Raw genomic sequence first — 22466 nt, forward strand, 5'->3', positions numbered from 1 at the left:
CCGTTGGAATCTCCTCAAAAATGAGATTGACTTAAAAAATGAACTCGTTCAATCTTTTTCTCAAGGCGTCGTGATGAACGCTGTTCGCCAAGGCTGAAAGCCTCAACTCAGAGGGAACGATAATGACGAAAACCATTTTGGGCGGGCTCTCCCGCCGCATGCTCGTTACGACTGCCGCTGCCCTTTCGCTTGCACCTGCCGCCGCGAGTGCCCAGGATGAGCTGAACGCGCTCGTCTGGTGTGATCACACCGATCCGGCGCTGGTCGAGCCCTTCGAGAAGGCCAACAACGTCAAGGTCAATCTCAAGGAATATGAGGGCACGGGCGCTGCGATCTCGATCATCGAGCAGTCCCGTCCCGGCGATTGGGACGTGCTGGTCATCGACGCCGTCGACGTGCCGCGCGCCATCGACATGGATATTCTCGGCGAAATGCCGGCCGACAAGCTGCCGCTGAACGACCTCTTCCCGGAAGTCCGCATGGATGCGACGACCACCAAGGATGGCAAGGTTTACGCGGTCACCGAGAAGTTCGGCTACAACACCATTTCCTACGACAAGACCAAGGTCGATCCGGCCGATATGGAGGATCTCTCGGTCGTCTGGTCAGACAAGTACAAGGGCCGCATCGCGCTCTATGACTATTATCTCCCGATGGTCGGCCTGACGGCCGTCGGCATCGGCAAGAAAACCGCCGATCTCAAGCAGGATGACCTGCCGGCGATCAAGGAAAAGCTGTTCGAGATGAAGAAGGTTGCTCGCCAGGTGAGCGACGTCGTCGCCTCGCAGACGGCGTTGGCAACCGGCGAAGTCGATATCGTGGTGGGCGGCGGCGAATGGTTGACGGCCGGGCTTTCGGCGGAAAAGCCAAACCTCGACTGGACGATCCCCAAGCAGGGCGCGCTGCGCTGGGCGCAGTCGATCGGCGTCTTCAAGGACAGCGAGAAGCAGGATCTTGCGCTGAAATTCGTGCAGTACATCGTCAGCCCCGAGGGCCAGGCGCGGCTTGCGACCTCTTCCTGCTACTGGGCGATGCCGGCCAATGCCAAGGCGGGTGAGCACCTGACCGACCAGCAGAAGACGGCGTTGCGCTGGGACAAGCAGCCGGAATATCTGAAGAATTCGCAGCTTTACCCGGTCGCCGATGCCGATATGGATGCGGCGATGCAGGACATCTGGACGGAAACGCTCCAGCAATAAGCAGTTGATGCGGCGGACCACCCTCCCCTTTGGGGGAGGGTAATACGGACACTCGTTTTCTCTGAACCCGCTGGAATTAGACCAGCGCTCGGCTAGGCTGCAGCGTCAACGGAGACTTTTTGCCCATGGCTGCCACTGCCCTCGAACGCGCGGAGCGCCGCAAGGCCTGGGCCTTTGCGCTTCCGGCGCTCCTCTGGACGGGGGCCTTCTTCCTCGTGCCCTTCGCCTATATGGCGGCCATCAGCTTCTGGACGCGGCAGGGGCGCGAGATCGTCGCGACCTGGACGCTCGACAACTACATCGCCTTCTTCGTCAAGGCGCATTTCTTCAAGGGCCTTGTCGTCTCGCTGGAGATCACGGCGACGGTGACGATCATCTCCATCCTGCTCGCCTACCCGCTCGCCTGGATCATCGCCGAGCGCGTGCCGAAGAAGTGGCAGCGTTTCGCGCTCATCATGGCAATCCTGCCCTTCTGGACCTCCTATGTGGTGCGCTCCTATTCCTGGCTCTTGGTGCTGTCCAAGGGTGGCGTGGTCAACCAGGCGCTGCTCTGGCTCGGCGTGATCGCCGAGCCGCTGGAGCTCTCGGCCAACCGCACCGGCACGGTCATCGGCTTCGTGCATTTCTTCGTCATGCTGCTGACGCTGACGATCTATGCCAATCTCATCCAGCTCTCGCCGAATTATCGCCGCGCGGCGGCGGACCTTGGGGCGAATGCTTTCCAGACTTTCTGGTTCGTCGTTCTGCCGCTGACGCTGCCCGGCATCATGGTCGGCGCCTTCCTGACCTTCGTGCTTTGCATCGGCGATTACATCACGCCGCAGATCCTCGGCGGTAACAACGAGCTGGTACTGCCGCAGGTCATCATGCTGCAACTCGGCCGGCGGGCGGATTTCCCGATGGCGGCCGCACTTTCGCTGGTGCTGATGGTCGTCGTTACGCTCGCTTATATCGCCTGCGCGCGCTGGCTGAAGATGGAGAGGACCTGATCATGCGCCATCTTTCCACCTGGCTTGCCGCGCTCTACGCCGGCCTCATCTATCTCTTCATCTTCCTGCCTGTCGTCGTGCTGGTGTTGTTCTCCTTTCAGGATGGCTCCTTGCCGGTGCCGCCGCTGAACGGGCTCACACTGCGCTGGTACGAGGCAATTTTCTCCGACGGCAAGCTGATGGCCGCGCTCGGCAATTCGCTGCTCGTCGCGTTAATTTCCTCCGCGGTCGCCTGCGTGCTCGGCTTCCTTGCGGCCTATGCCTTCGCCCGCTACACGCTGCCAGCGTCCGGCCTGTTGCGCGGCCTGATCGTCGCGCCGATGACGGTCAGCACGCTGATCATCGGGCTTGGCCTGCTCTCCATCCTCAACATCACCGGCCTGCGCCTGTCGCTCGTCACCGTCGGCATCGGCCATGTCGTGATCAACCTGCCGCTCTGCTTTGCCATCATCTATGCCTCGATGGGCGGGCATCAGGTGAATATCGAGCGGGCGGCGCGCGATCTCGGCGCTCGGGATTGGCAGGTCATGCTGCTCGTCACGGCGCCCATGCTGCTGCCGTCGATCCTCGCTGCCTTTTTCCTCTCCGTCACCTTCAGCTGGGACGAGTTCATCGTCGCCTTCCTGCTGTCGCGCTTCGACGTGACGCTGCCGGTCGAGATCTGGAGCATGCTGCGCTCCGGCCTCGACCCCAAGACGAATGCCATCGGCAGCGTCGTCTTCCTCATCTCCATCGCGTTCCTCGTCGTGATGGAATTCACCGTCTTCCGCAAAACCGGGAAATCCTCATGACCGCCGACGTTTCCATTCGCAACGCCACCAAGGTCTTCGGTTCGTTCCGGGCGCTCGACGATGTCTCGCTCGATATCGCCGCCGGCGAGTTCATCGTTCTGCTCGGCCCCTCCGGCTGCGGCAAGACCACCCTGCTCTCCATTCTCGGCGGCTTCATCGAGCCGACTTCGGGCACGATTTCCATCGGCGGTGAGGACATGACCCATGTCTCGCCGGCCAGACGCCCGACGACGACGATGTTCCAAGATTATGCGCTCTTCCCGCATATGTGCCTGCGCGACAATGTCGGCTTCGGTCTCCGCATGCGCGGCATGGGCAAGGCCGAGCGCTTCGAGAAGGCATTCTCCTATCTCGATCTCGTCGGCCTCAGGGCGTCATCGGCCAAGAAGCCGCATGAACTTTCCGGCGGCCAGCGGCAGCGCGTGGCGCTCGCCCGCGCGCTCGCTGTCGATCCGCATGTGCTGTTGCTCGACGAGCCGCTCGGTGCGCTCGATCTCAAGCTGCGCAGGCAGATGCAGGATGAGCTGAAGGCGATCCAGAAGCGCGTCGGCACGACCTTCGTGCACGTCACGCACGACCAGGAAGAGGCGATGGCGATCGCCGACCGCATCGTCGTAATGAACAAGGGGCGCATCGAGGATGTCGGCACGCCGGCCTCGATCTACATGCGCCCGCGTTCGCTTTTCTCCGCCGGCTTCATGGGCGAGGCCAATTTCCTGCCGGCCAAGGTGCGCGGTGCCTCCGGCAGTGAAGCCGAGGTGGAAACCGCGCTTGGCCGCGTGGCGCTGCCCGCCTCCGCCTTCGTTTCCGGTTCGCCTGCCGTCGGCAAGGACGTCACGCTCTGCATCCGCCCGGAGCATTTCCGCAACGCCAATGCCGATGTCCCCACGGTCTCGCTCGGTCGTGGCCGCATCACCGGCAGCGCCTTCTTCGGCACGCATCACCGCTGCCACCTCGCAGCGGGTGATGCAGTGCTGACAGCCCATCTTCCCCAGACCGACACTCCGCAAACCGGCGCCGAGCTCGACCTTCGCTTGAAGGCCGATAGCATCGTCGTGCTTCAGGAAGGAGTATAGGTTGATGCAGCGCATCCGCCCGGAAGACTGGTACAGCGTGCGTCGTCTCGGCGACGACGTCACCTCCATCAGCGAGCCCTATATCCAGGAATTCTACCGCTGCAACATCTGGCATGTGCGCGGGCGCGACCGCGATATGCTGGTCGACAGCGGCATGGGTGTCGTGTCGCTGCGGGAATGGGTGCCGCTGGTGACGGAGCGCGAGCTGATCGCGGTGGCAAGCCACACCCATTTCGACCATATCGGCTGCCATCACGAATTCGAATGCCGCGCCGTGCATTCGGCCGAGGCCGATCTTCTCGCCCATCCGACACGCGAAAACACCCTGGCCGATCCCTATGTCACTGACGAGATCTTCGACGCGCTGCCGCCGGAACCCTATTGCTCGAAATGTTACGCCGTGAAAAAGGCGCCGGCGACGCGTATCCTCGAAGACGGTGACGTCATCGACCTCGGCGACCGGCATTTCGAGGTTATCCACACGCCGGGCCACTCCCCAGGGGGTATTGCGCTCTATGAGAAGGCATCGGAAATTCTGTTCTCGGGCGACATCGTCTATGACGGTCCGCTGATCGAGGACACCTATCATTCCGATGGGAAAGACTACATCGCCTCGATGGAGCGGCTCATGACCCTGCCGGTGCGGCTGGTGCATGGCGGCCATTTTCCAAGTTTCAGCGGCGAACGCTACCGCCAGCTCATCAAGGGCTGGCTCGACGAAAAACAGAAGTGACGGGAGAAAAGCATGCTCGACAAGCGCAAATTCTACATCGACGGCCAGTGGGTCGACCCGCTGAAGCCCAATGATCTCGCGGTGATCAACCCGGCGACGGAAAAGCCGATCGCGGTCATTACCATGGGCACGGCTGCCGACATCGACCGCGCCGTCGCCGCCGCCAAGAAGGCCTTTGTGACCTATGGTCAGACGAGTGTCGAGGAGCGCCTTGCCCTGCTCGAAAAGCTGCTCGAGATCTACAAGCGCCGCTATGACGAGATGGCCCGCACCATCACGCTGGAACTCGGCGCACCCATCACAATGAGCACCGAGCAGCAGGCCGATGTCGGCGTCGGCCACCTCCAGGGCTTCATCGACGCGCTGAAGCGCCTGAAGACCCGCGACGTGCTGCCGAATGGCGACGTCGTGCGCCGCGAGCCGATCGGTGTGTGCGGCCTCATCACGCCGTGGAACTGGCCGATCAACCAGATCGTGCTTAAGGTCGTGCCGGCGCTCGCTACCGGCTCGACGTGCATCCTGAAGCCCTCCGAGTTTACGCCGCTGAACGCCATGCTCTATGCCGAGATGGTGCATGAGGCCGGCTTCCCGGCGGGCACGTTCAACCTCGTCAACGGCGACGGCATCGAATGCGGCGCGACACTCTCCAAGCACAAGGACGTCGACATGATGTCGTTTACCGGCTCCACGCGCGCCGGCATCGCCGTCAGCAAGGATGCGGCCGAGACGGTCAAGCGCGTAACGCTGGAACTCGGCGGCAAGTCGCCGAACCTCGTCTTCGCCGATGCGGATCTGGAAGACCGCGTCGCCGGCACGATCCGCGAATGCTTCAACAATTCCGGCCAGTCCTGCGACGCGCCGACCCGCATGCTTGTCGAGCGCTCCGCCTATGACAAGGTCGTCGCCATCGCCGAGCGCGTCGGCAAGGAAGCGACCGTTGGCAATCCGGAACAGGAGGGCACGCATATCGGCCCGCTCGTCTCGCACATCCAATTCGGCCGCGTGCAGGCGCTGATCGAAGCCGGTGTTGCCGAAGGTGCGCGCCTTCTCGTCGGCGGTCCCGGCAAGCCTGATGGTTTCGAGACCGGCTATTTCGTCAAGCCGACGATCTTCGCCGACGTCAACAACGACATGCGCATCGCCCGTGAAGAGGTGTTCGGCCCGGTTCTCGCCATCATTCCCTTCGACACCGAGGAGGAAGCGATCGCGATCGCCAACGACACGGCCTACGGTCTTGCCGCTTATCTCCAGACCGGCAACCCGGAGCGGGCCGAGCGCGTCGCCGCCCGCCTGCGCGCCGGCATGGTGCACATCAACGGTGGCCCACACCGTTACGGCAGCCCCTTCGGCGGCTACAAACAGTCTGGTAACGGCCGCGAAGGCGGCATGTTCGGCCTCGAGGACTTCCTCGAAGTGAAGACGATCCACCGCCCCGACGCGGCTTGACCGTCAACGCGAGACTGGAAGGCGGCGCTCGAAATGGCGCCGCCTTTTGCATCTGTCCAAAAAAATTCGCTTAAATGAGCGGGCGCCGTCTGGCTCCGGACGACGCGGTCTGATAGCCCCCAGCTTTCGCGATGAACGGACGGCTACCCGTGTCCCAGATTTCCTCCTCCTCCCAGACCCGCCTTGCCGTTGCCGCGCTTCTCCTCGGCGGCATCGCCATCGGCGCATCGCCGATCTTCGTGCGGCTCTCGGAGGTCGGTCCGCTGGCAACGGCATTCTGGCGCGTCTCGCTTGCCATCCTGCCGTTTATCCTGATGTCCCGTCTAGGCAAACAGGCGGACGAACAGCCCTCCGGCCTCCGCGACTATGTCGTTCTGCTGCTGCCGGGCGTGTTCCTCGCCATCGATCTCGTCGCCTGGCATCTTGCCTTGCATATGACCTCCGTTGCCAACGCCACGCTGCTCGCCAATATGGCGCCGGTCTTCGTGACGCTCGGCTCCTGGCTGTTCTTCCGTGCCCGCATCACGCCGATCTTCCTGGCGGGGCTTGGGCTTGCCCTCGTCGGGATCGTCGTACTGAAGGGCGGCCCCAGGGCGATTGGCGGCGGGCAATTGGCGGGTGACGCGACGGCGATTACTGCCGCCTTCTTCTATGCCTGCTACATGCTGGCGCTCGGGCATGTCCGCGCACGATTCTCCGCACCGCGCATTCTGGTCTGGACGACCGTTTCCGCCGCCGTCTGCATGCTGCCCATCGCCTTTGCCTTCGAAGGCGGTCTGGTGCCGTTGACGCTGTTCGGCTGGGCGATGGTCGTCGGCCTTGCCATGATAAGCCATGTCGGCGGTCAGGGGCTTTTCACCTACGCTCTTGCCCACCTGCCGACTGCCTTTTCCGCGCTGACGCTGTTGATGGCGCCTGTCGTCGCCGCCCTTCTCGCCTGGATCGTGTTGTCGGAGCCTATCGGCATGATGCAGGCCGTGGGCGGCCTGATCGTGTTGGCTGGCATTCTCGTCGCCCGCCGCGGCTGACGGCGCGACATGATTGCACTGCGTTGATGCAGCGATCAAAATTGCTGACTGGATCACTTGTGCCGAATGTGTCACAGCCGCAGCATCCCAAGACCAGAGTGCCTGATATGACCGACATCGCCGCCCCCTCCTCCGTCACCGGCACTGCGCGTCTCGGGGTGTTGCTCATGTTGCTCGGCATGATCATGTTCTCGCTGAACGACGTACTCGGAAAATGGCTGGTCGCGACCTATTCCGTCGGCCAGTTGATGCTGATCCGTAGCATTGCGGCTCTCATCGTGCTCGCACCGTTCTTCTGGCGCGTCGGCTTTCGGCGCCTCGTGGAGGTCGAACGACCGAAACTCCACCTCCTTCGCTCGTTTCTCTTCGCCTTCGAGGCCTCCGGCTTCTATTTCGCCGTCGCCTATATGCCGCTCGCCGATGCCATGACCTACTGGCTTGCCGCGCCCATCTATGTCGCGGCGATGTCGCCGTTGCTGCTGGGCGAAAAGGTCGGCTGGCGGCGCTGGACGGCGATCATCGTCGGTTTCATTGGTGTTGTGATCGCTCTTGAGCCGTCGAAAGACACATTCACGCTGCCTGCCCTGATCGCCATCGCCGGCAGTCTTGCCTTTAGCCTCGCCATGGTGCTCGGCCGCTCCTTGCGCGCCGCCCCCGATACGACGCTGGTCTTCTGGCAGGTGGCGGGTGCGGCAATCTTTTCCGGCATCTGGTGCCTTGCCGACCCCGCGGGCTGGGCGCCGGTGCGCAGCATCGATTTCGGACTGCTGAGCCTGCTCGGCATCGTGGCGATGAGCGCGCATATGCTGGTCAACCGCTCGCTGAAGCTGGCGGATGCCGCGACCGTCGTGCCCTTGCAATATACGCTGCTGCTCTGGGCGGTGCTGTTCGGCTGGCTGTTCTTCGGCGACGCGCCGCGCCCGGCCATGCTGGTCGGCGCGGGCTTCATCGTCGCGTCAGGTCTGTTCATTTTCTTCCGCGAACAGCAGATCAAGCGGCGGACTTAAGCTTGACGCAATTCCGGACGCAAAACCGCTCCACACTTTTGCTGGAATTGCTTCAGAACGTCGGCGGCGTGTTGATCCAGATAAGCACCGTCTCACCGTTATGTCGGTTGCGCCAGGCGTGGCGGCGGGCGCTTTCGAAATAGAGGCTGTCGCCGGGACCGAGGTCGTGGAATTCATGGCCATCAAGCACCAGCTCTATGCGGCCCGAGAGCACATGCACGAACTCTTCGCCCTCGTGCCGGTAGTCGCCGTCCGAGGATGCACCGGGCGCCAGCACGAAGCGATGGCAATCCATCATGTTGCGTCCGTCGGCCAGCACCTGCACGGTAACGCCGGGCGAGGTCTCGGGCCAGAGTTTCCATTCCCCTGCGCGCACGACGGAGCGGTTGTCGTTCTCTTCCTCGCCGGAGAGCTTGGAGACGGTCGTGCCATAATATTCGGCGAGATCGTGCAGCACGCGGAAGGTTACGCCCTGCGAGGTGCGCTCGAAGGTCGAGAGAACGGAGGTTGCGATACCGATGTCGCCAGCGACCTGCTCCAGCGTCTTGCCGGCATCGTGCCGCAGGCTGCGCAGCTTGCGGCCGACGCCCTGCGGCGCATCCCCCTCGGGTGCATGCGTATCGACGGAGGGATCTTCCGCATCGAGAGCCTCGCGGATGGCGGCCGGGTTCAGGCCCCGTTCCGTGCGATACCAGGCGATACGCTTCAGCCGGGCGACGTCGTCGCCGCTATATTGCCGATGGCCGGTCTCCGAGCGTCCAGGCACGACCAGCCCCTGCGTCTCCCAGAGCCGCAGCGTCGAGGCCGAAACCCCGGCAAGCCGCGCGGCTTCCGCCACCTTGTAGTGCACCGGTTCCGCAGAACCCATCGCGCCAATCCCTGATTCTGTATATGGTTCGCTTATAGCATTCGGGCGGCCATGCACGGCCCGAAAAACCGTCGCATTGCCCGCGTAAAATCCGTATTGCATTCTTGCAGAAAAAATGTAGGAATTCCACTCGAGACTTGCAGAAAAAATGTAAGTTATCGCAATTCCAGCAAAAGCGCACAGCGGTTCTGCGGTCGGGATTGCTTTGGACCAGATCAACGAAGCCTCCAGATTCAGGATAGCGCCATGACCGCCACGCCCCTTACCGATCGCAAGAACGCCGCCATCTCGCGCGGCGTAGGCATGACCACGCAGATCTACGCCGACCGTGCGGAGAATGCGGAAATCTGGGACAAGGAAGGCAACCGCTACATCGACTTCGCCGCCGGTATTGCCGTCGTCAACACCGGCCACCGCCATCCGCGCGTCATTGAAGCCGTCAAGAAGCAGCTCGACCGTTTCACCCACACCTGCCACCAGGTCGTGCCCTACGAGAACTATGTCGAGCTCGCCGAGCGCCTGAACACCATCACCCCCGGCAATTTCGCCAAGAAGACGATCTTCGTCACGACCGGTGCCGAAGCCGTTGAAAATGCCGTGAAGATCGCCCGCGCCGCCACCGGCCGCCAGGCCGTCATCGCCTTCTCGGGCGGCTTCCACGGTCGTACCTTCATGGGCATGGCGCTGACCGGCAAGGTCGTTCCCTACAAGGTCGGTTTCGGCGCCATGCCGGGTGACGTCTTCCACGTGCCCTTCCCGGTCGAAACCCAGGGCACGACCGTCGAGCAGTCGATCAACGTGCTGAAGAAGCTCTTCGCCGCCGATGTCGATCCGAACCGTGTCGCTGCGATCATCATCGAGCCGGTCCAGGGTGAAGGCGGCTTCCTGCCGGTCCCGGTTAGCCTGATGAAGGCCCTGCGCGAGATCTGCGACCAGCACGGCATTCTGCTGATCGCCGACGAAGTGCAGACCGGCTTTGCCCGTACCGGCAAGCTGTTCGCCATGGAGCACTACGGCATCGCGGCTGACCTGATGACCATGGCCAAGGGCCTGGGCGGCGGTTTCCCGATCGCGGCCGTCACCGGCCGCGCCGAAATCATGGATGCACCCGGCCCCGGTGGCCTCGGCGGCACCTATGCCGGCAGCCCGATCGGCGTTGCGGCGGCCCATGCCGTTCTCGACGTCATTAAGGATGAAGATCTCTGCAACCGTGCGGAAAACCTCGGCGCCCGCCTCAAGCAGCGCCTTGCCTCGCTGCAGGACAAGGTTCCCGAAATCATCGACATTCGCGGTCCGGGCTTCATGAACGCTGTCGAGTTCAACGACGTTACGACGAAGCAGCCGAGCGCCGATTTCGCCAACAAGGTGCGCCTGAAGGCTCTCGAAAAGGGCCTGATCCTGCTGACCTGCGGCGTGCACGGCAACGTCATCCGCTTCCTCGCCCCGATCACCATCCAGGACGAGGTTTTCGCCGAGGCGCTCGACATTCTCGAAGCCGCAATGATCGAAGCCCGCGCCGCCTGATCGGCGACGCAAACGACTGAACCAAATCTCCCAAGACGGCACCCGGGGCATTTGCTCCGGGTGAACGACCGTTTGTGTCCGAAAGGAATGAAAGCATGGCCTTCCACGATGCTCTTACCAAGCACCTGAAGTCGACCGACCTCCTGCGCGATGCCGGCTATGTCAACGGCAACTGGATCGGCGGCAACGGCACCGAGACCTTCGACGTACTGAACCCCGCGACCGGCGAAAAGCTCGCGACGCTGCCGGAAATGGGGGCGAGCGAGACCGCAGCCGCTATCGACGCCGCCTATAAGGCGCAGGCTGTCTGGGCCGCCCGCCCGGCCAAGGACCGCAGCATTCTCCTGCGCAAATGGTTCGACCTGATCATCGCCAATGCCGACGAGCTCGCTGCCATTCTGACCGCCGAAATGGGCAAGCCGCTGGCGGAAGCCAAGGGCGAAATCCTCTACGCCGCCTCCTATGTCGAGTGGTATGCGGAAGAAGCAAAGCGCATCAACGGCGAGACGATCCCTGCCCCGTCCGCCGACAAGCGCATGCTGGTCATCAAGCAGCCGGTCGGCGTCGTCGGCACGATCACGCCGTGGAACTTCCCGGCCGCAATGATCGCCCGCAAGATCGCGCCGGCGCTCGCCGTCGGCTGCACGGTCGTCTCCAAGCCCGCCGAGCAGACGCCGCTTTCGGCGATCGCGCTTGCCGTGCTGGCGGAAAAGGCCGGCATTCCCTCGGGCGTCTTCAACGTCATCCTCGGCACGGACGGCCCGGCGATCGGCAAGGAACTCTGCTTCAACCCGAAGGTCCGCAAGATCTCGTTCACCGGCTCGACGGAAGTCGGCCGCATCCTGATGCGCCAGTGCTCGGACCAGATCAAGAAGGTCAGCCTCGAGCTCGGCGGCAATGCGCCCTTCATCGTCTTCGACGACGCCAATCTCGACGCGGCCGTCGAAGGCGCCATGGCCTCGAAGTACCGCAATGCCGGCCAGACCTGCGTCTGCGCCAACCGCATCTATGTTCAGTCGAACGTCTACGACGCCTTTGCTGAAAAGCTGGCGAAGAAAGTCGCCGAACTCTCGGTTGGTAACGGCTTCGACAAGGGCGTGACAATCGGCCCGCTGATCGAGGAAGCGGCCATCGACAAGGTCGAGGCCCATATCGCTGACGCCGTTTCCAAGGGCGCAACCGTCGTTGCCGGCGGCAAGCGCATTGCCGGCAACGGCACGTTCTTCGAGCCGACGGTGCTCAAGGGCGTCGTGCGCGGTATGACGGTTGCGCGTGAAGAAACTTTCGGCCCGGTCGCGCCGCTCTTCCGCTTTGACACGGTCGAGGACGTCATCGAACAGGCGAACGACACCGAATTCGGTCTCGCCGCGTACTTCTTCGCCGGCGATCTCAAGAAGGTCTGGAAGGTCGCAGAAGCCCTGGAATACGGCATGGTCGGCGTCAACACCGGCCTCATCTCCTCCGAGGCGGCCCCCTTCGGCGGCATCAAACAGTCCGGCCTCGGCCGCGAAGGCTCGGCCCACGGCGCGGATGATTATCTGGAGCTGAAATACGTCTGCATGGGCGACGTCGCCTGATAAACGAACGAACAGATCGCCCCGCCTTGCGCGGGGCGATCCTTTTCAGCCTATGGCCCCGTCACCAAAGTGACGCGTTTAAAGCCTCTTCACCGCATCCGGATGCGCGGCCTTGAACGCCGGAAGGGCGTTGCAGATTTCCGCAATGCGCCGCACATTATTGAGGCTGGAGATATCCACGCCCCAGCGCTCTGCATTGTAGACCTGCGGGACGAGGCAGAAATCGGCCATCGTCGGGGTGTCGCCGTGACAAAAGGTGCCGGTGGCGGGGTCGTCCAGCAGGACGTCTACGGCAGCGAGACCTTCGCCGATGAATTTCTTCATCCAGGCGCTGCGAACCTCGTCCCCTCCCCCGGTGATATCAAGGACATGGCCGATGACGCCGGTGTTGCAGACGGCGTGGATTTCCATGGCGATGGCATAGGAAAGCGTGCGCACGCGCTGCCGTTCGAGCGGATTGGCGGGCAGAAAACGCGCCTCAGGGCGCGTTTCCGTGAGATATTCGATGATCGCAAGCGATTGCGTCAACATGTGTCCGTCGATCAGCAGCGCCGGCACGAGACCCTGCGGATTGCGGGCGCGGTGTTCCTCGGAGCGCTGGGCGCCGGCAAGCAGGTCGACGGATTGCCTTGCATAGGCAAGCCCCAGGCTTGCGAGCGCGATGCGCACGCGATAGCTGGCGGATGAGCGCCAGTAATCGAAGAGCACGATGTCGTCGCTCACGCGATCACTCCTTTTCGTATTTCTTGACTGTCTGCTCGATCGCTCCGAAGATCGAGTGGCCCGTCTTGTCCTTCATCTCGATGCGCACGGTATCGCCGAATTTCATGAAAGGCGTCTTGGGCGCGCCAGTCGTGATCGTCTCGATGGTGCGAATCTCGGCGATGCAGGAATAGCCAGCGCCGCCCTCGGAGACGGGCTTGCCCGGCCCGCCGTCAAGCTTGTTGGAGACCGTACCGGAGCCGATGATCGTACCGGCGACCAGTGGCCGGGTCTTTGCAGCGTGCGCGACGAGCTGGCCGAAGTCGAAGGTCATGTCCACGCCGGCATCGGCCTTGCCGAAGGCCTTGCCGTTGAGCGAGACGAGGAGCGGCAGGTGGAGTTTGCCGTCCTTCCAGGCGTCGCCCAGTTCATCCGGCGAAACGGCGACCGGCGAGAAGGCCGATGACGGCTTCGACTGGAAGAAACCGAAACCCTTTGCGAGTTCGGCAGGGATAAGGCCGCGCAGCGAGACGTCATTGACCAGCATGACGAGTTTTATCGCGTCGCGGGCCTCCTCCACACCCACGCCCATCGGCACATCGCCGACGATGACGGCGATCTCGGCTTCCATATCGATGCCCCAGGCCTCGTCGGCCGCGAGGATCGGATCGCGGGGTCCCAGGAAACTGTCGGAGCCGCCCTGGTACATCAGGGGGTCGGTCCAGAAGCTTTCCGGCATTTCGGCATTGCGCGCCTTGCGCACCAGTTCGACGTGGTTGACATAGGCCGAACCGTCCGCCCAGGCATAGGCGCGCGGCAAGGGAGAGGTGGCGTCATGCTCATGGAAGCGTGCGGTCGGCTGCGCGCCGGTTTCGAGCCCTTCGGCCACGCGCTCGAGGCGCGGCGCGACATGGTCCCAGTCATCAAGGGCATTCTGCAGGGTGCGGGCGATATGCCCGACTTCCGAGCAGCGCGTCAGGTCACGCGAAACGACGACCAGCCGGCCGTCACGGGTGGAATTCTTCAGCGTCGCAAGTTTCATGCACGTCTCTCCCGATCTTGTTTGCAGCCGTCAGATGGTGTCATCTTCCGTTTGCCTGTCTCCACCCTCGTGCGCCGCTCCCACGGCGCATCGCATTCTTCAAGGAATTCCGCGTGAACCGCTCGGTCCAAAACTCCCTGCTGATCGTCGCCGCCTTCATCGCGGTAACCGCCACCATCCTTTATACGATGGGTCAGCCGCTCATCTGCAAGTGCGGATATGTGAAACTCTGGCATGGCGTCGTGATTTCTTCGGAAAACTCGCAACATCTCAGCGATTGGTACACGCCGAGCCACATCATCCACGGCATCCTGTTCTTCGGCCTCTTCACGCTGTTCTTGCGCAAGACGGATATCAATGTCCGCCTCGTGCTGTCGCTGATCGTCGAATGCGCCTGGGAAATCCTCGAAAACACCGACATGATCATCAATCGCTACCGGGAATCGACGATATCGCTCGATTATTTCGGCGACAGCGTGATCAATTCGAGCGCCGATATCCTTGCCATGGTCGTCGGCTTCTTCCTGGCGTCGCGCCTGCCGGTCTGGGCAAGCGTCGCGATCGTCATCGTCTTCGAGGCGACGACCACCTATCTCATCCGGGACGGCCTGACACTCAACATCCTGATGCTCGTCTGGCCGCTGGAAGCGGTGAAAACCTGGCAGGGCGGCTGAGATCATTTGATGCCCGGGGTGCCGTCGAACTTGCGCTCCAGCCCGTCCCAGCATTCGAGATAGTTGTCCTGCAGGGTCTCCAGCTCGGCGGCGAACTTGGTGAGTTGTTGCGGGTAGCGGGTCTCGAACATGAAGGCCATCGTATGGTCGAGCTTCACCGGCTTCAGCTCGGTGTTCGAAGCCTTTTCGAAGCCGGTCGCGTCCGGACCATGCGGCAGCATCATGTTGTGCAGGCTCATGCCGCCGGGCACGAAACCCTCCTCCTTTGCGTCGTACTGGCCATGGATCAAGCCCATGAATTCGCTCATTATATTGCGATGGTACCACGGCGGGCGGAAGGTGTGTTCGGCCACCATCCAGCGTGGAGGGAAGATCACGAAATCGATATTGGCCGTTCCTGCTTCCTCGGTCGGCGCCGTCAGGACGGTGAAGATCGACGGGTCGGGATGATCGAAGAGGATCGCGCCGACGGGGGAATAGGTGCGAAGATCGTATTTGAACGGCGTGTAATTGCCGTGCCAGGCGACGACGTCGAGCGGCGAATGGCCGATTTCGGTGACATAGAACTTGCCGCACCATTTGACATGCACCCGGCAGGGCATTTCCTTGTCCTCATAGGCGGCGACAGGCGTCTTGAAATCCCGCGGGTTGGCAAGGCAATTGGCGCCGATCGGGCCGCGATCCGGCAGCGTGAATTTCGCGCCGTAGTTCTCGCAGATATAGCCGCGCCAGGTATCGCCCTCGCCCAGGCGGGAGACCTTGAACATCATGCCGCGCGGAATGAGGGCGATCTCCAGCGGCTCGACATCCATGATGCCCATTTCGGTGAAGATCCTGACGGCGCCGAGCTGCGGTACGACCAGCAACTCGCCATCGGCATTGAAGAAGTAGTCGTCCACCATATCGGCATTGAACGTATAGGCGTGTGCAGCCATGCCGACCTGGGTCAGCACGTCCCCCGCCGTCGTCATGGTGCGGATGCCTTCGAGGAAATTCTGCGTTTCCGTCGGCGCGGGCAGCGGGTTCCAGCGCAGCTGGCCGAGCGGCAGGGAATGATCGTCGAGGCAGGGCGCGCTTTTCCAGTGCGGATAGCTGGTGTTGGAGAAGCGGCGGGTATGGCGCACGCTGGGACGGATGCGGTAGAGCCAGGAGCGCTCGTTGGTGCCGCGCGGCGCGGTGAAGGGCGAGCCGGAGAGCTGTTCGGCGTAAAGACCGTAATTGCATTTCTGCGGGCTGTTCTGGCCCTGCGGCAGGGCGCCCGGCAGCGATTCCGTCTCGAAGTCGTTGCCGAAGCCCGGCATGTATTTCAGGCTGTTGGTGCTCTCGGACATGGCTTGCCCTCCTCTTCAAGCAGGCTTAGATGGTTACAGGCGTAACTGTCTATTTTGTAACCATCAAGGCGCCGTCGATGGACTTCAGTCTCGAAACCTTTCTGCCCTATCGTCTCAACCAGGCGGCCGAGCGCGTGAGCCAGCGTTTCGCCGCGCAGTACCGCGCGCGCTACCGCTTGACGCGGCCGGAATGGCGGACGCTGGCAGCGCTCGGCACTTATGGGCGCATGACCGCCACTGAGATCGGCAGCAATTCCAGCATGCACAAGACGAAGGTGTCGCGCGCCGTGCGGGCGCTGGAAGAAAAGCGCTGGCTGAAACGCAGCGAGGATGCCGACGACCGGCGCGTGGAGCATCTGGAGCTGACGGTGGCGGGGAAGCGCATCTATGGCGAGATGATCGCGCTTGCGCACGACTACGAGCGCGAACTTTCGCAGCTTCTTGGCGCGAGCGGCGTAAAGACTTTGGAAGCGGGCTTGGCTGCAATTGAAGGGAAACTGCCGCCCGTTTCCGGGCCCAGAGGTTCGCAGGACTGAGCATACATCACCAATTTGAATCAATCCGGGCGGATCGATTCAAAACTCTCGTTGGACGCCGATTCCGCGCTTCGCCAGAATCGCCGGCATGTCGAACACGTTGCCTCCTCTCCCCGCAATCCGCCATTTTCGCCGCATCGATGCCGGCAGCAATATGGCGCGCTTCTATATGCTCTCGCTTGAACCGACGCTCTTCGGCGACGTGGCGGTGTTCCGGCATTGGGGCCGGATCGGCACACGCGGCCGGCAGGTGGCGACATTTCATGCCAGCATGGCGGAGGCGCAGGCCATGCTGGAACGGCAAGTGGCGCGCCGTCGTCGGCGGGGCTATCGCGAATCATGAGATGAAATCGGTGGGCACGCGGTTTCCGCTCGCACTTTGCCGAACGAATCGCTGGACGCCGATAGGCGCGAAATGGTCAATATGCTGAGTGGCAAATTATTGAAGCGCCAAAGCTTTCTTGCGTCTCGCATTCGGCCCGTTGGCCTTGCCCTCTCTTCCGAATCGGTTCTAGATGCGGTTTAAATCGCCAAATAGGCTTTGAAACGCATTTTGAGATTAGCGACATGAATATGGCTGCAACGTTCGGGCAGGCAATTTCCGAGGTCGATCAACTGATCATCGGTCAGGCCCACGAGCTGTCGGACAAGCTGAAGCAGCATCGGCTGGAAATGTTTCCACCCGTTGCGCAGAAAAACCTGCGCCAGTTCCAGCTGAGCGAGGCTGCGCACTTCCTTGGCGTCACCAGCGGCTATTTGCGCAATCTCTCGCTGGAATCCAAAGGCCCCCTTCCGCAGGTGACCCCCTCCGGCCGCCGTTCCTATTCCGCCGATCAGCTGCAGGAGATGCGCCAGTATCTGGAGCAGAACAGCCGCGGCCAGCGTTATGTCCCGCACCGGCGCGGCAGCGAGCACCTGCAGGTCATCGCAGTGGTGAACTTTAAGGGCGGTTCCGGCAAGACGACGACGACGGCGCACCTCGCGCAACACCTGGCTCTCACCGGCCACCGCGTGCTCGCCGTCGATCTCGACCCGCAGGCAAGCCTTTCGGCGATCCACGGGTTCCAGCCGGAATTCGACGTCAACGAAAACGAGACGCTGTACGCCGCCATCCGCTACGACGACCAGCGCCGGCCGTTGAAGGAGATCATCCGCAAGACAAATTTCCCCGGTCTCGACATCGTACCCGGCAATCTCGAACTCATGGAGTTCGAGCACGATACGCCGCGCGTTCTGGCGCAGGGCAATCGTGGCGACTACGGCCGCATCTTCTTTGCCCGGCTCGATGAGGCGCTGTCGTCCGTTGCCGACGATTATGACGTCGTTGTCATCGACTGCCCGCCGCAGCTCGGCTTCCTGACGATGAGTGCAATCTGCGGCGCGACAGCGGTGCTTATCACCGTGCATCCGCAGATGCTCGACGTCATGTCGATGTGCCAGTTCCTGCAGATGCTCGGCGAAGTGCTGAACACGCTGAAGAGCGCCGGCGGCAACATGAACCTCGACTGGTTGCGCTACCTCGTCACCCGCTATGATCCAGCGGACGGGCCGCAGACGCAGATGGTCGCTTTCATGCGCTCGATGTTCAAGCAGCATGTCCTGACCAGTCCGATGGTGCGCAGCGTGGCGATCGCCGATGCGGCGCTGACCAACCAGACGCTCTACGAAGTGGACCGCAGTCAGTTCACGCGCGCGACCTATGATCGCGCTTTCGAATCCATGGAAGCGGTCAATTCGGAACTCGTCGAACTTATCCATAAGGCATGGGGGCGTTGATATGGCGCGCAAAAACGTTCTTTCCAATCTAATGGCCCCCGCCAACGACAAGTTGACGCCGGTAAACCCCGCAGCAGACGAGCAGCGTCAGCATGTCACCTACAAGGGTATCGGTGCACTCGGTGCGGTGACGCGCAGCATCGATGCACTGGCGGCGAAAGCCGATGCGGCCAAGGAGATCGAGGCGAAGCTGACGGCCGGCGAGGTGGTGATCGAACTCGAGCCAGACCAGATCGAGGATTCCTTCGTTTCGGATCGTCTCGCCCATTCCGACCAGCAGTTTCAGGAACTGGTGGATGCCATGCGCGTGCGCGGCCAGGATTCGCCGATCCTCGTGCGTCCGCACCCGACCAAGGATGGCATTTACCAGATTGCCTTCGGCCACCGTCGTGCAAAAGCCGCGCGCCTGCTCGGCCGCCCGGTCCGTGCCGTCGTCAAGGCGCTGACCGACCGCGATCACGTCATTGCGCAGGGTCAGGAGAACAGCGCGCGCGCCGATCTGTCGTTCCTGGAACGTGCGACCTTTGCCGGGGAACTGGAAGGCCGCGGTTTTGATCGTGAGACCATTATGTCGGCCTTGAGTGTCGACAAGACGACAGTTTCAAAAATGTTGTCGGTCGTGAACAGGATTCCGAAGGGGGTGCGGACGGCCATAGGCCCGGCGCTCGCCATCGGCCGCGACCGCTGGCATGAACTTGCGACCCGCTTCGACGAACCGTCCAATGAGGACAGGGCCATCGAATTTCTCGGCCGCGAGCGGATCAAGGTTCGCTCGCCGGAAGAACGCTTCAATCTGGTCAGCGGGCATCTCGCGAAATCGGATGCTCCGGCGCATGCCGCCAAGCCTGCCCCGGCCGCCTGGGAGCGCAAGGACGGTTCCGTGCGCGCCAGTATCAAGGCACAGGGGCGGCAATACACGATTTCCCTGAAAGCCGCGGAAGCCGCAGCCTTCGGGGCCTACATCACGCAGAACCTGGATCGCCTCTACGAGGCGTATCGAGCTGAAAAGAAACAGAAATCGGGAGATTGATCCGCAAAAGAAAAAGGCCCCCTCAACGTTACCGTCGCGGAAGCCCTTCTCATCGTTTAGCAGCCTGAGAGTCGCACTTCCCCGAATCACAGTCAAGCGTTTTTGGCATCGGTTTCCGATGAAGGGGTCTCTTTTGCCTATTTGAAGGTGAAGAGACATGGAAACGGACGGCATAGCGACGCCCTTCGGGCGGCGAGCGATGACGCTTGGTATGTTGGCAAGCCAGGCGATCGTCAAGGCGATCCCGCCAGAGGCGAGTATAGACAAGTGGAAACTCTACCGCTGGCTCTGCGAAGCGCGGCCGAAGTTGCGCGTCAGCGATCGTGCGCTGTCGGTGCTGAATGCGCTGATGAGCTTCTATCCGAAGACGGAGCTTGCGGCCGGCGACAGCATGGTCGTCTTCCCTTCCAACATGCAGCTCTCGTTGCGCACGCATGGCATGGCGGAAACCACGCTGCGCCGGCATCTCGCCGCGCTCGTCGATGCCGGTCTGCTGATGCGGCGCGATAGCCCCAACGGAAAGCGCTACGTCCGCCGAGATAGGGAAGGGGAGATCGGCGAGGCCTTCGGCTTTTCGCTTGCCCCCCTCCTCGCGAGGGCAGGGGAGATCGAGCAGCTCGCGGCGGCTGTAACAGCCGAGCGGTTGCTGTTGCTGCAGCTTCGCGAACGCATCACGCTCGTCCGCCGTGACATCGTCAAGTTGATCGAAACGGCCTTGGAAGACGGCCTCGCCGGTGATTGGATGCAGTTCGAAGCCGAGTATCGCGTGCAAATCCTCGCTTTGCCGCGCATCGCAACACCGGAAATCCTCACCGCTGTCCTTTCCGCGCTCGAAGCCCTGCGCACGCAGATACTCAAGTGCATGGAAGAACAGATTATTTTACATAATACGGCTGGCTATCCCGACCAAACTGAGCGGCACAAACAGAATTCAAAACCCGACTCTACATCTGATCTTGAACCTCGCTTCGAATCGAAGCAGGACGGCAAGGCCGAATTCCAACCTGGACCGGTTGCTATGGCCGATGCAGCAGCGGGGATTGAAACTGGAAATTCGGTTGGAACGGGCAAGTCGCTCGATCGCGAGATGGCGAGGCGACCGGTGCCCCCGCTGGGAGCCGGGCCGGAGCCCCAAAAACCCTATCCCCTCCCCCTTGTCCTGCAAGCTTGCCCGGAAATTATTCCGTTTGGTCCGGGTGGCACGATTTCGGGGTGGCGCGACCTGATGACGGCGGCCGTGGTGGTGCGTTCGATGCTGGCGATCAGCCCATCGGCCTATGAAAATGCTTGCGCGGTGCTTGGGCCGGAAAATGCAGCGACGGTCATCGCCTGCATTCTCGAGCGTTCCGGACATATTAATTCGGCCGGCGGCTACCTGCGTGATCTCACCCGGCGGGCGGAACGCGGTGAATTCACGCTCGGTCCAATGCTGATGGCGCTTGCCCGCGCGAATGGTGCCCCGGCGAAACGCGCAGGGTGAGGTCAAATCGAGACGGTGAATTCGGCTTTGGAAACCGCACGTTAACCATGCAATCCGTAATCATGGGGGGCAAGACAAGGAAGCTCGAATCAATGCCCCCTTACGCCTCCCCGCAGATGCGCCGCCGTTCTGTCGTCACCGAAACCGGACCGGTCGTGCCCTTCCCTGCCGAACGCCGCACGGCACAAATCCGTCGCTGCGCCGGCGAGCTCGATAGTCTGCAAGGCGAGGATGCACGGCTCTATTGGCGGAGAGTCTGCCTCGAACTGGCCGACGAAATGCGCAAGCTCGGTTCGAGCGAAGAAAGTGCGCGCGCGGCGGTTTTTGCTTTTCAAGATGAGGTGCAGCAGGAGCTTTTCCGCATACATCATGCAGAAGAAGCCTGATCGCTTCGATCAGATCAGCCCGGTCGCGCTGCTCACGAGGCCGAGCGAAAAGACGACGAGGAATGCTGCGGCAACCCGATAGATCAGTCGAGGCGACAAAACTGGTGCTTTGCCGACAAGACTGCCGAGCACGAGGAAGCTGGTTCCGGCGCCTGCGACCAGCAGGCTGAAGAGCCCGAGCGCCGGTGCGATTTCCGTCAATGTTCCATGTGGCATGATGACGAGCCCGATGATGGGCGCTTTGGGATTGAGCATGGTGGTCAGGAAGACCTGGCCAACCGTCACCGCTTTCGCATCCCCCTCCCCTGCCGGTTTGGACGAAACGAGCCAAAGTCGAGCGGCGAGGAACAGAACCCAGCAAGCCGCAACGATCCGTAGGCCTGTCGCCAATATTGGACGACCGTCGAGGAGAGCAGCTGCAATTGTTGCCAGTGGAATCACGACGGTGAGATAACCGGACAACTCACCCAGCAGCAAGGGTACGCTCTTGCGAAAACCGCGCGCCGCCGCGCCAACCGTCAGCAATGTATTGGTCGGGCCTGGTGTCAGGAGCAGAGCGAGGATGGCAAAGAGAAAAAAGCTGTCCGGCATGTGGGTTCCCATGGAAAGTCGGCCGTTCCGTACCGTCTCTAGGCCTCTTCCTTGAGCACAACGTTGATCTCCGTCAAGAGCATCCGAATCTCGACGGAAGACGCTCTTCCCCTCGGCGTTTTGTCCCGCTAGGAACAGGGAGCCATTTCCGCAGGGAGGAAGCAATGACAGACATGATCGCAGACGACATTCGCCGGCTCGAGGAGCAGGAACGGCTCCTGCATTTTACCCGGTTCAGCCCGGATGATGCCTGGGCGCTTGGAAACCGGGTCCGCGAAACGGCGCTTGCTATCGGCGCCGGTGTGGCAATCGATATTTCGCTTAGGGATAGAACCCTCTTCCACTGTGCTTTGCCCGGCACATCGACGGATAATCTCGAGTGGATCCGGCGCAAGCGCAACACGGTCCTGCGGCTTTGGCACTCGTCTTATCTTGTTGGGCGTCGTCTGGCGCTTTCCGGCCGCGAACAGGTGGAGGCGCACAATCTTTCCCATTCGGACTTCTCGGTGCATGGCGGCAGTTTCCCGCTTTTTGTCGCCGAGCTCGGATGCGTCGGCGCGGTCACGGTTTCGGGCGTGCCGCAGCGGAGCGATCATGCTATCGTGGCTGACGCCATCGCCGCTTTCCTCGGCATCGACCTTGGTGCCAGCCGCCTCCCTCATTGATCCCTCCCCTCCCCC

The 22466-nt window shown here is 62.1% G+C and carries 23 protein-coding genes; 18 read left to right on the top strand and 5 right to left on the bottom strand.

Annotated features, from left to right (window positions below):
* Nucleotides 1-122 precede the first annotated feature (122 nt).
* The 8 genes from D0Y60_RS15350 to D0Y60_RS15385 all read left to right on the top strand — a co-directional run bounded on the left by D0Y60_RS15350 (nucleotide 123) and on the right by D0Y60_RS15385 (nucleotide 8269).
* Nucleotides 123-1199, top strand: coding sequence for a spermidine/putrescine ABC transporter substrate-binding protein (locus tag D0Y60_RS15350; protein ID WP_117370839.1), 1077 nt, complete (start codon nucleotides 123-125; stop codon nucleotides 1197-1199).
* A gap of 125 nt (nucleotides 1200-1324) precedes the next feature.
* Nucleotides 1325-2188 (top strand): ABC transporter permease, encoded by an 864-nt coding sequence (locus D0Y60_RS15355; protein WP_117370840.1) that lies wholly within the window; start codon nucleotides 1325-1327, stop codon nucleotides 2186-2188.
* A 2-nt stretch (nucleotides 2189-2190) separates the two neighbouring features.
* Nucleotides 2191-2979 carry an ABC transporter permease gene (locus D0Y60_RS15360; RefSeq protein ID WP_117370841.1) on the top strand — a complete coding sequence of 263 codons (789 nt, stop codon included), beginning with the start codon at nucleotides 2191-2193 and terminating at the stop codon, nucleotides 2977-2979.
* Nucleotides 2976-4055: an ABC transporter ATP-binding protein gene (locus D0Y60_RS25285; RefSeq protein ID WP_117370842.1), complete on the top strand. Its 1080-nt coding sequence runs from the start codon at nucleotides 2976-2978 to the stop codon at nucleotides 4053-4055. Before D0Y60_RS15360 ends, D0Y60_RS25285 begins: the two co-directional genes overlap by 4 nt.
* A gap of 4 nt (nucleotides 4056-4059) precedes the next feature.
* On the top strand, nucleotides 4060-4788 hold the full coding sequence (locus tag D0Y60_RS15370; RefSeq protein ID WP_117370979.1) for an MBL fold metallo-hydrolase: 729 nt from the start codon (nucleotides 4060-4062) through the stop codon (nucleotides 4786-4788).
* A gap of 12 nt (nucleotides 4789-4800) precedes the next feature.
* Nucleotides 4801-6234, top strand: coding sequence for an aldehyde dehydrogenase family protein (locus tag D0Y60_RS15375; protein ID WP_117370843.1), 1434 nt, complete (start codon nucleotides 4801-4803; stop codon nucleotides 6232-6234).
* Between the two features lie 131 nt (nucleotides 6235-6365).
* Entirely contained in the window at nucleotides 6366-7262 is an 897-nt protein-coding gene (locus tag D0Y60_RS15380) for a DMT family transporter (protein WP_117370844.1), read from the top strand.
* A gap of 107 nt (nucleotides 7263-7369) precedes the next feature.
* Nucleotides 7370-8269 carry a DMT family transporter gene (locus D0Y60_RS15385; protein WP_117370845.1) on the top strand — a complete coding sequence of 300 codons (900 nt, stop codon included), beginning with the start codon at nucleotides 7370-7372 and terminating at the stop codon, nucleotides 8267-8269.
* Between the two features lie 52 nt (nucleotides 8270-8321).
* Here the strand turns inward: D0Y60_RS15385 and D0Y60_RS15390 are convergent, their stop codons facing one another.
* Nucleotides 8322-9137 carry a MerR family transcriptional regulator gene (locus tag D0Y60_RS15390; protein WP_117370846.1) on the bottom strand — a complete coding sequence of 272 codons (816 nt, stop codon included), beginning with the start codon at nucleotides 9135-9137 and terminating at the stop codon, nucleotides 8322-8324.
* 246 nt (nucleotides 9138-9383) lie between these two features.
* On the opposite strand from D0Y60_RS15390, the gene D0Y60_RS15395 reads away from it, so the two are divergent.
* The gene (locus D0Y60_RS15395) at nucleotides 9384-10661 is read left to right on the top strand and encodes a 4-aminobutyrate--2-oxoglutarate transaminase (protein WP_117370847.1); all 1278 of its coding nucleotides are present in this window, start codon (nucleotides 9384-9386) and stop codon (nucleotides 10659-10661) included.
* A gap of 95 nt (nucleotides 10662-10756) precedes the next feature.
* Complete coding sequence (locus D0Y60_RS15400; RefSeq protein WP_117370848.1) at nucleotides 10757-12238, top strand: NAD-dependent succinate-semialdehyde dehydrogenase; 1482 nt, start codon at nucleotides 10757-10759, stop codon at nucleotides 12236-12238.
* A gap of 78 nt (nucleotides 12239-12316) precedes the next feature.
* On the opposite strand, the gene maiA is transcribed toward D0Y60_RS15400, so the two are convergent.
* Both maiA and D0Y60_RS15410 read right to left on the bottom strand, forming a co-directional pair.
* Nucleotides 12317-12961, bottom strand: a complete 645-nt coding sequence (gene maiA / locus D0Y60_RS15405) for a maleylacetoacetate isomerase (protein ID WP_117370849.1) — start codon at nucleotides 12959-12961, stop codon at nucleotides 12317-12319.
* 4 nt (nucleotides 12962-12965) lie between these two features.
* On the bottom strand, nucleotides 12966-13982 hold the full coding sequence (locus D0Y60_RS15410) for a fumarylacetoacetate hydrolase family protein (RefSeq protein ID WP_117370850.1): 1017 nt from the start codon (nucleotides 13980-13982) through the stop codon (nucleotides 12966-12968).
* A 113-nt stretch (nucleotides 13983-14095) separates the two neighbouring features.
* Here D0Y60_RS15410 and D0Y60_RS15415 point away from each other — a divergent pair, with 113 nt between their 5' ends.
* Nucleotides 14096-14656: a DUF2585 domain-containing protein gene (locus D0Y60_RS15415; protein WP_245409195.1), complete on the top strand. Its 561-nt coding sequence runs from the start codon at nucleotides 14096-14098 to the stop codon at nucleotides 14654-14656.
* 2 nt (nucleotides 14657-14658) lie between these two features.
* On the opposite strand, the gene hmgA is transcribed toward D0Y60_RS15415, so the two are convergent.
* Nucleotides 14659-15987 (bottom strand): homogentisate 1,2-dioxygenase, encoded by a 1329-nt coding sequence (gene hmgA / locus D0Y60_RS15420; protein ID WP_117370851.1) that lies wholly within the window; start codon nucleotides 15985-15987, stop codon nucleotides 14659-14661.
* 77 nt (nucleotides 15988-16064) lie between these two features.
* Here hmgA and D0Y60_RS15425 point away from each other — a divergent pair, with 77 nt between their 5' ends.
* The 6 genes from D0Y60_RS15425 to D0Y60_RS15450 all read left to right on the top strand — a co-directional run bounded on the left by D0Y60_RS15425 (nucleotide 16065) and on the right by D0Y60_RS15450 (nucleotide 21195).
* Nucleotides 16065-16523, top strand: coding sequence for a MarR family transcriptional regulator (locus D0Y60_RS15425; protein WP_117370852.1), 459 nt, complete (start codon nucleotides 16065-16067; stop codon nucleotides 16521-16523).
* An 88-nt stretch (nucleotides 16524-16611) separates the two neighbouring features.
* Nucleotides 16612-16866, top strand: coding sequence for a WGR domain-containing protein (locus tag D0Y60_RS15430; protein WP_117370853.1), 255 nt, complete (start codon nucleotides 16612-16614; stop codon nucleotides 16864-16866).
* A gap of 224 nt (nucleotides 16867-17090) precedes the next feature.
* Nucleotides 17091-18299, top strand: a complete 1209-nt coding sequence (gene repA, locus D0Y60_RS15435; RefSeq protein WP_117370854.1) for a plasmid partitioning protein RepA — start codon at nucleotides 17091-17093, stop codon at nucleotides 18297-18299.
* Between the two features lies 1 nt (nucleotide 18300).
* Nucleotides 18301-19329 (top strand): plasmid partitioning protein RepB, encoded by a 1029-nt coding sequence (gene repB / locus D0Y60_RS15440; protein ID WP_117370855.1) that lies wholly within the window; start codon nucleotides 18301-18303, stop codon nucleotides 19327-19329.
* Nucleotides 19330-19486: 157 nt separating this feature from the next.
* A complete protein-coding gene (repC, locus tag D0Y60_RS15445; protein ID WP_117370856.1) occupies nucleotides 19487-20809 on the top strand; it encodes a plasmid replication protein RepC in 1323 nt (440 codons plus the stop codon).
* A gap of 47 nt (nucleotides 20810-20856) precedes the next feature.
* On the top strand, nucleotides 20857-21195 hold the full coding sequence (locus D0Y60_RS15450; protein ID WP_147324529.1) for a DUF6074 family protein: 339 nt from the start codon (nucleotides 20857-20859) through the stop codon (nucleotides 21193-21195).
* A gap of 9 nt (nucleotides 21196-21204) precedes the next feature.
* Here D0Y60_RS15450 and D0Y60_RS15455 read toward each other — a convergent pair whose 3' ends face one another.
* Nucleotides 21205-21786, bottom strand: a complete 582-nt coding sequence (locus D0Y60_RS15455) for a hypothetical protein (RefSeq protein ID WP_117370981.1) — start codon at nucleotides 21784-21786, stop codon at nucleotides 21205-21207.
* A 164-nt stretch (nucleotides 21787-21950) separates the two neighbouring features.
* Here D0Y60_RS15455 and D0Y60_RS15460 point away from each other — a divergent pair, with 164 nt between their 5' ends.
* Nucleotides 21951-22451 (top strand): heme-degrading domain-containing protein, encoded by a 501-nt coding sequence (locus D0Y60_RS15460; RefSeq protein WP_199564203.1) that lies wholly within the window; start codon nucleotides 21951-21953, stop codon nucleotides 22449-22451.
* Nucleotides 22452-22466: the final 15 nt, after the last annotated feature.

It is taken from the genome of Shinella sp. WSJ-2, from assembly GCF_003432075.1.
Lineage (GTDB): Bacteria > Pseudomonadota > Alphaproteobacteria > Rhizobiales > Rhizobiaceae > Shinella.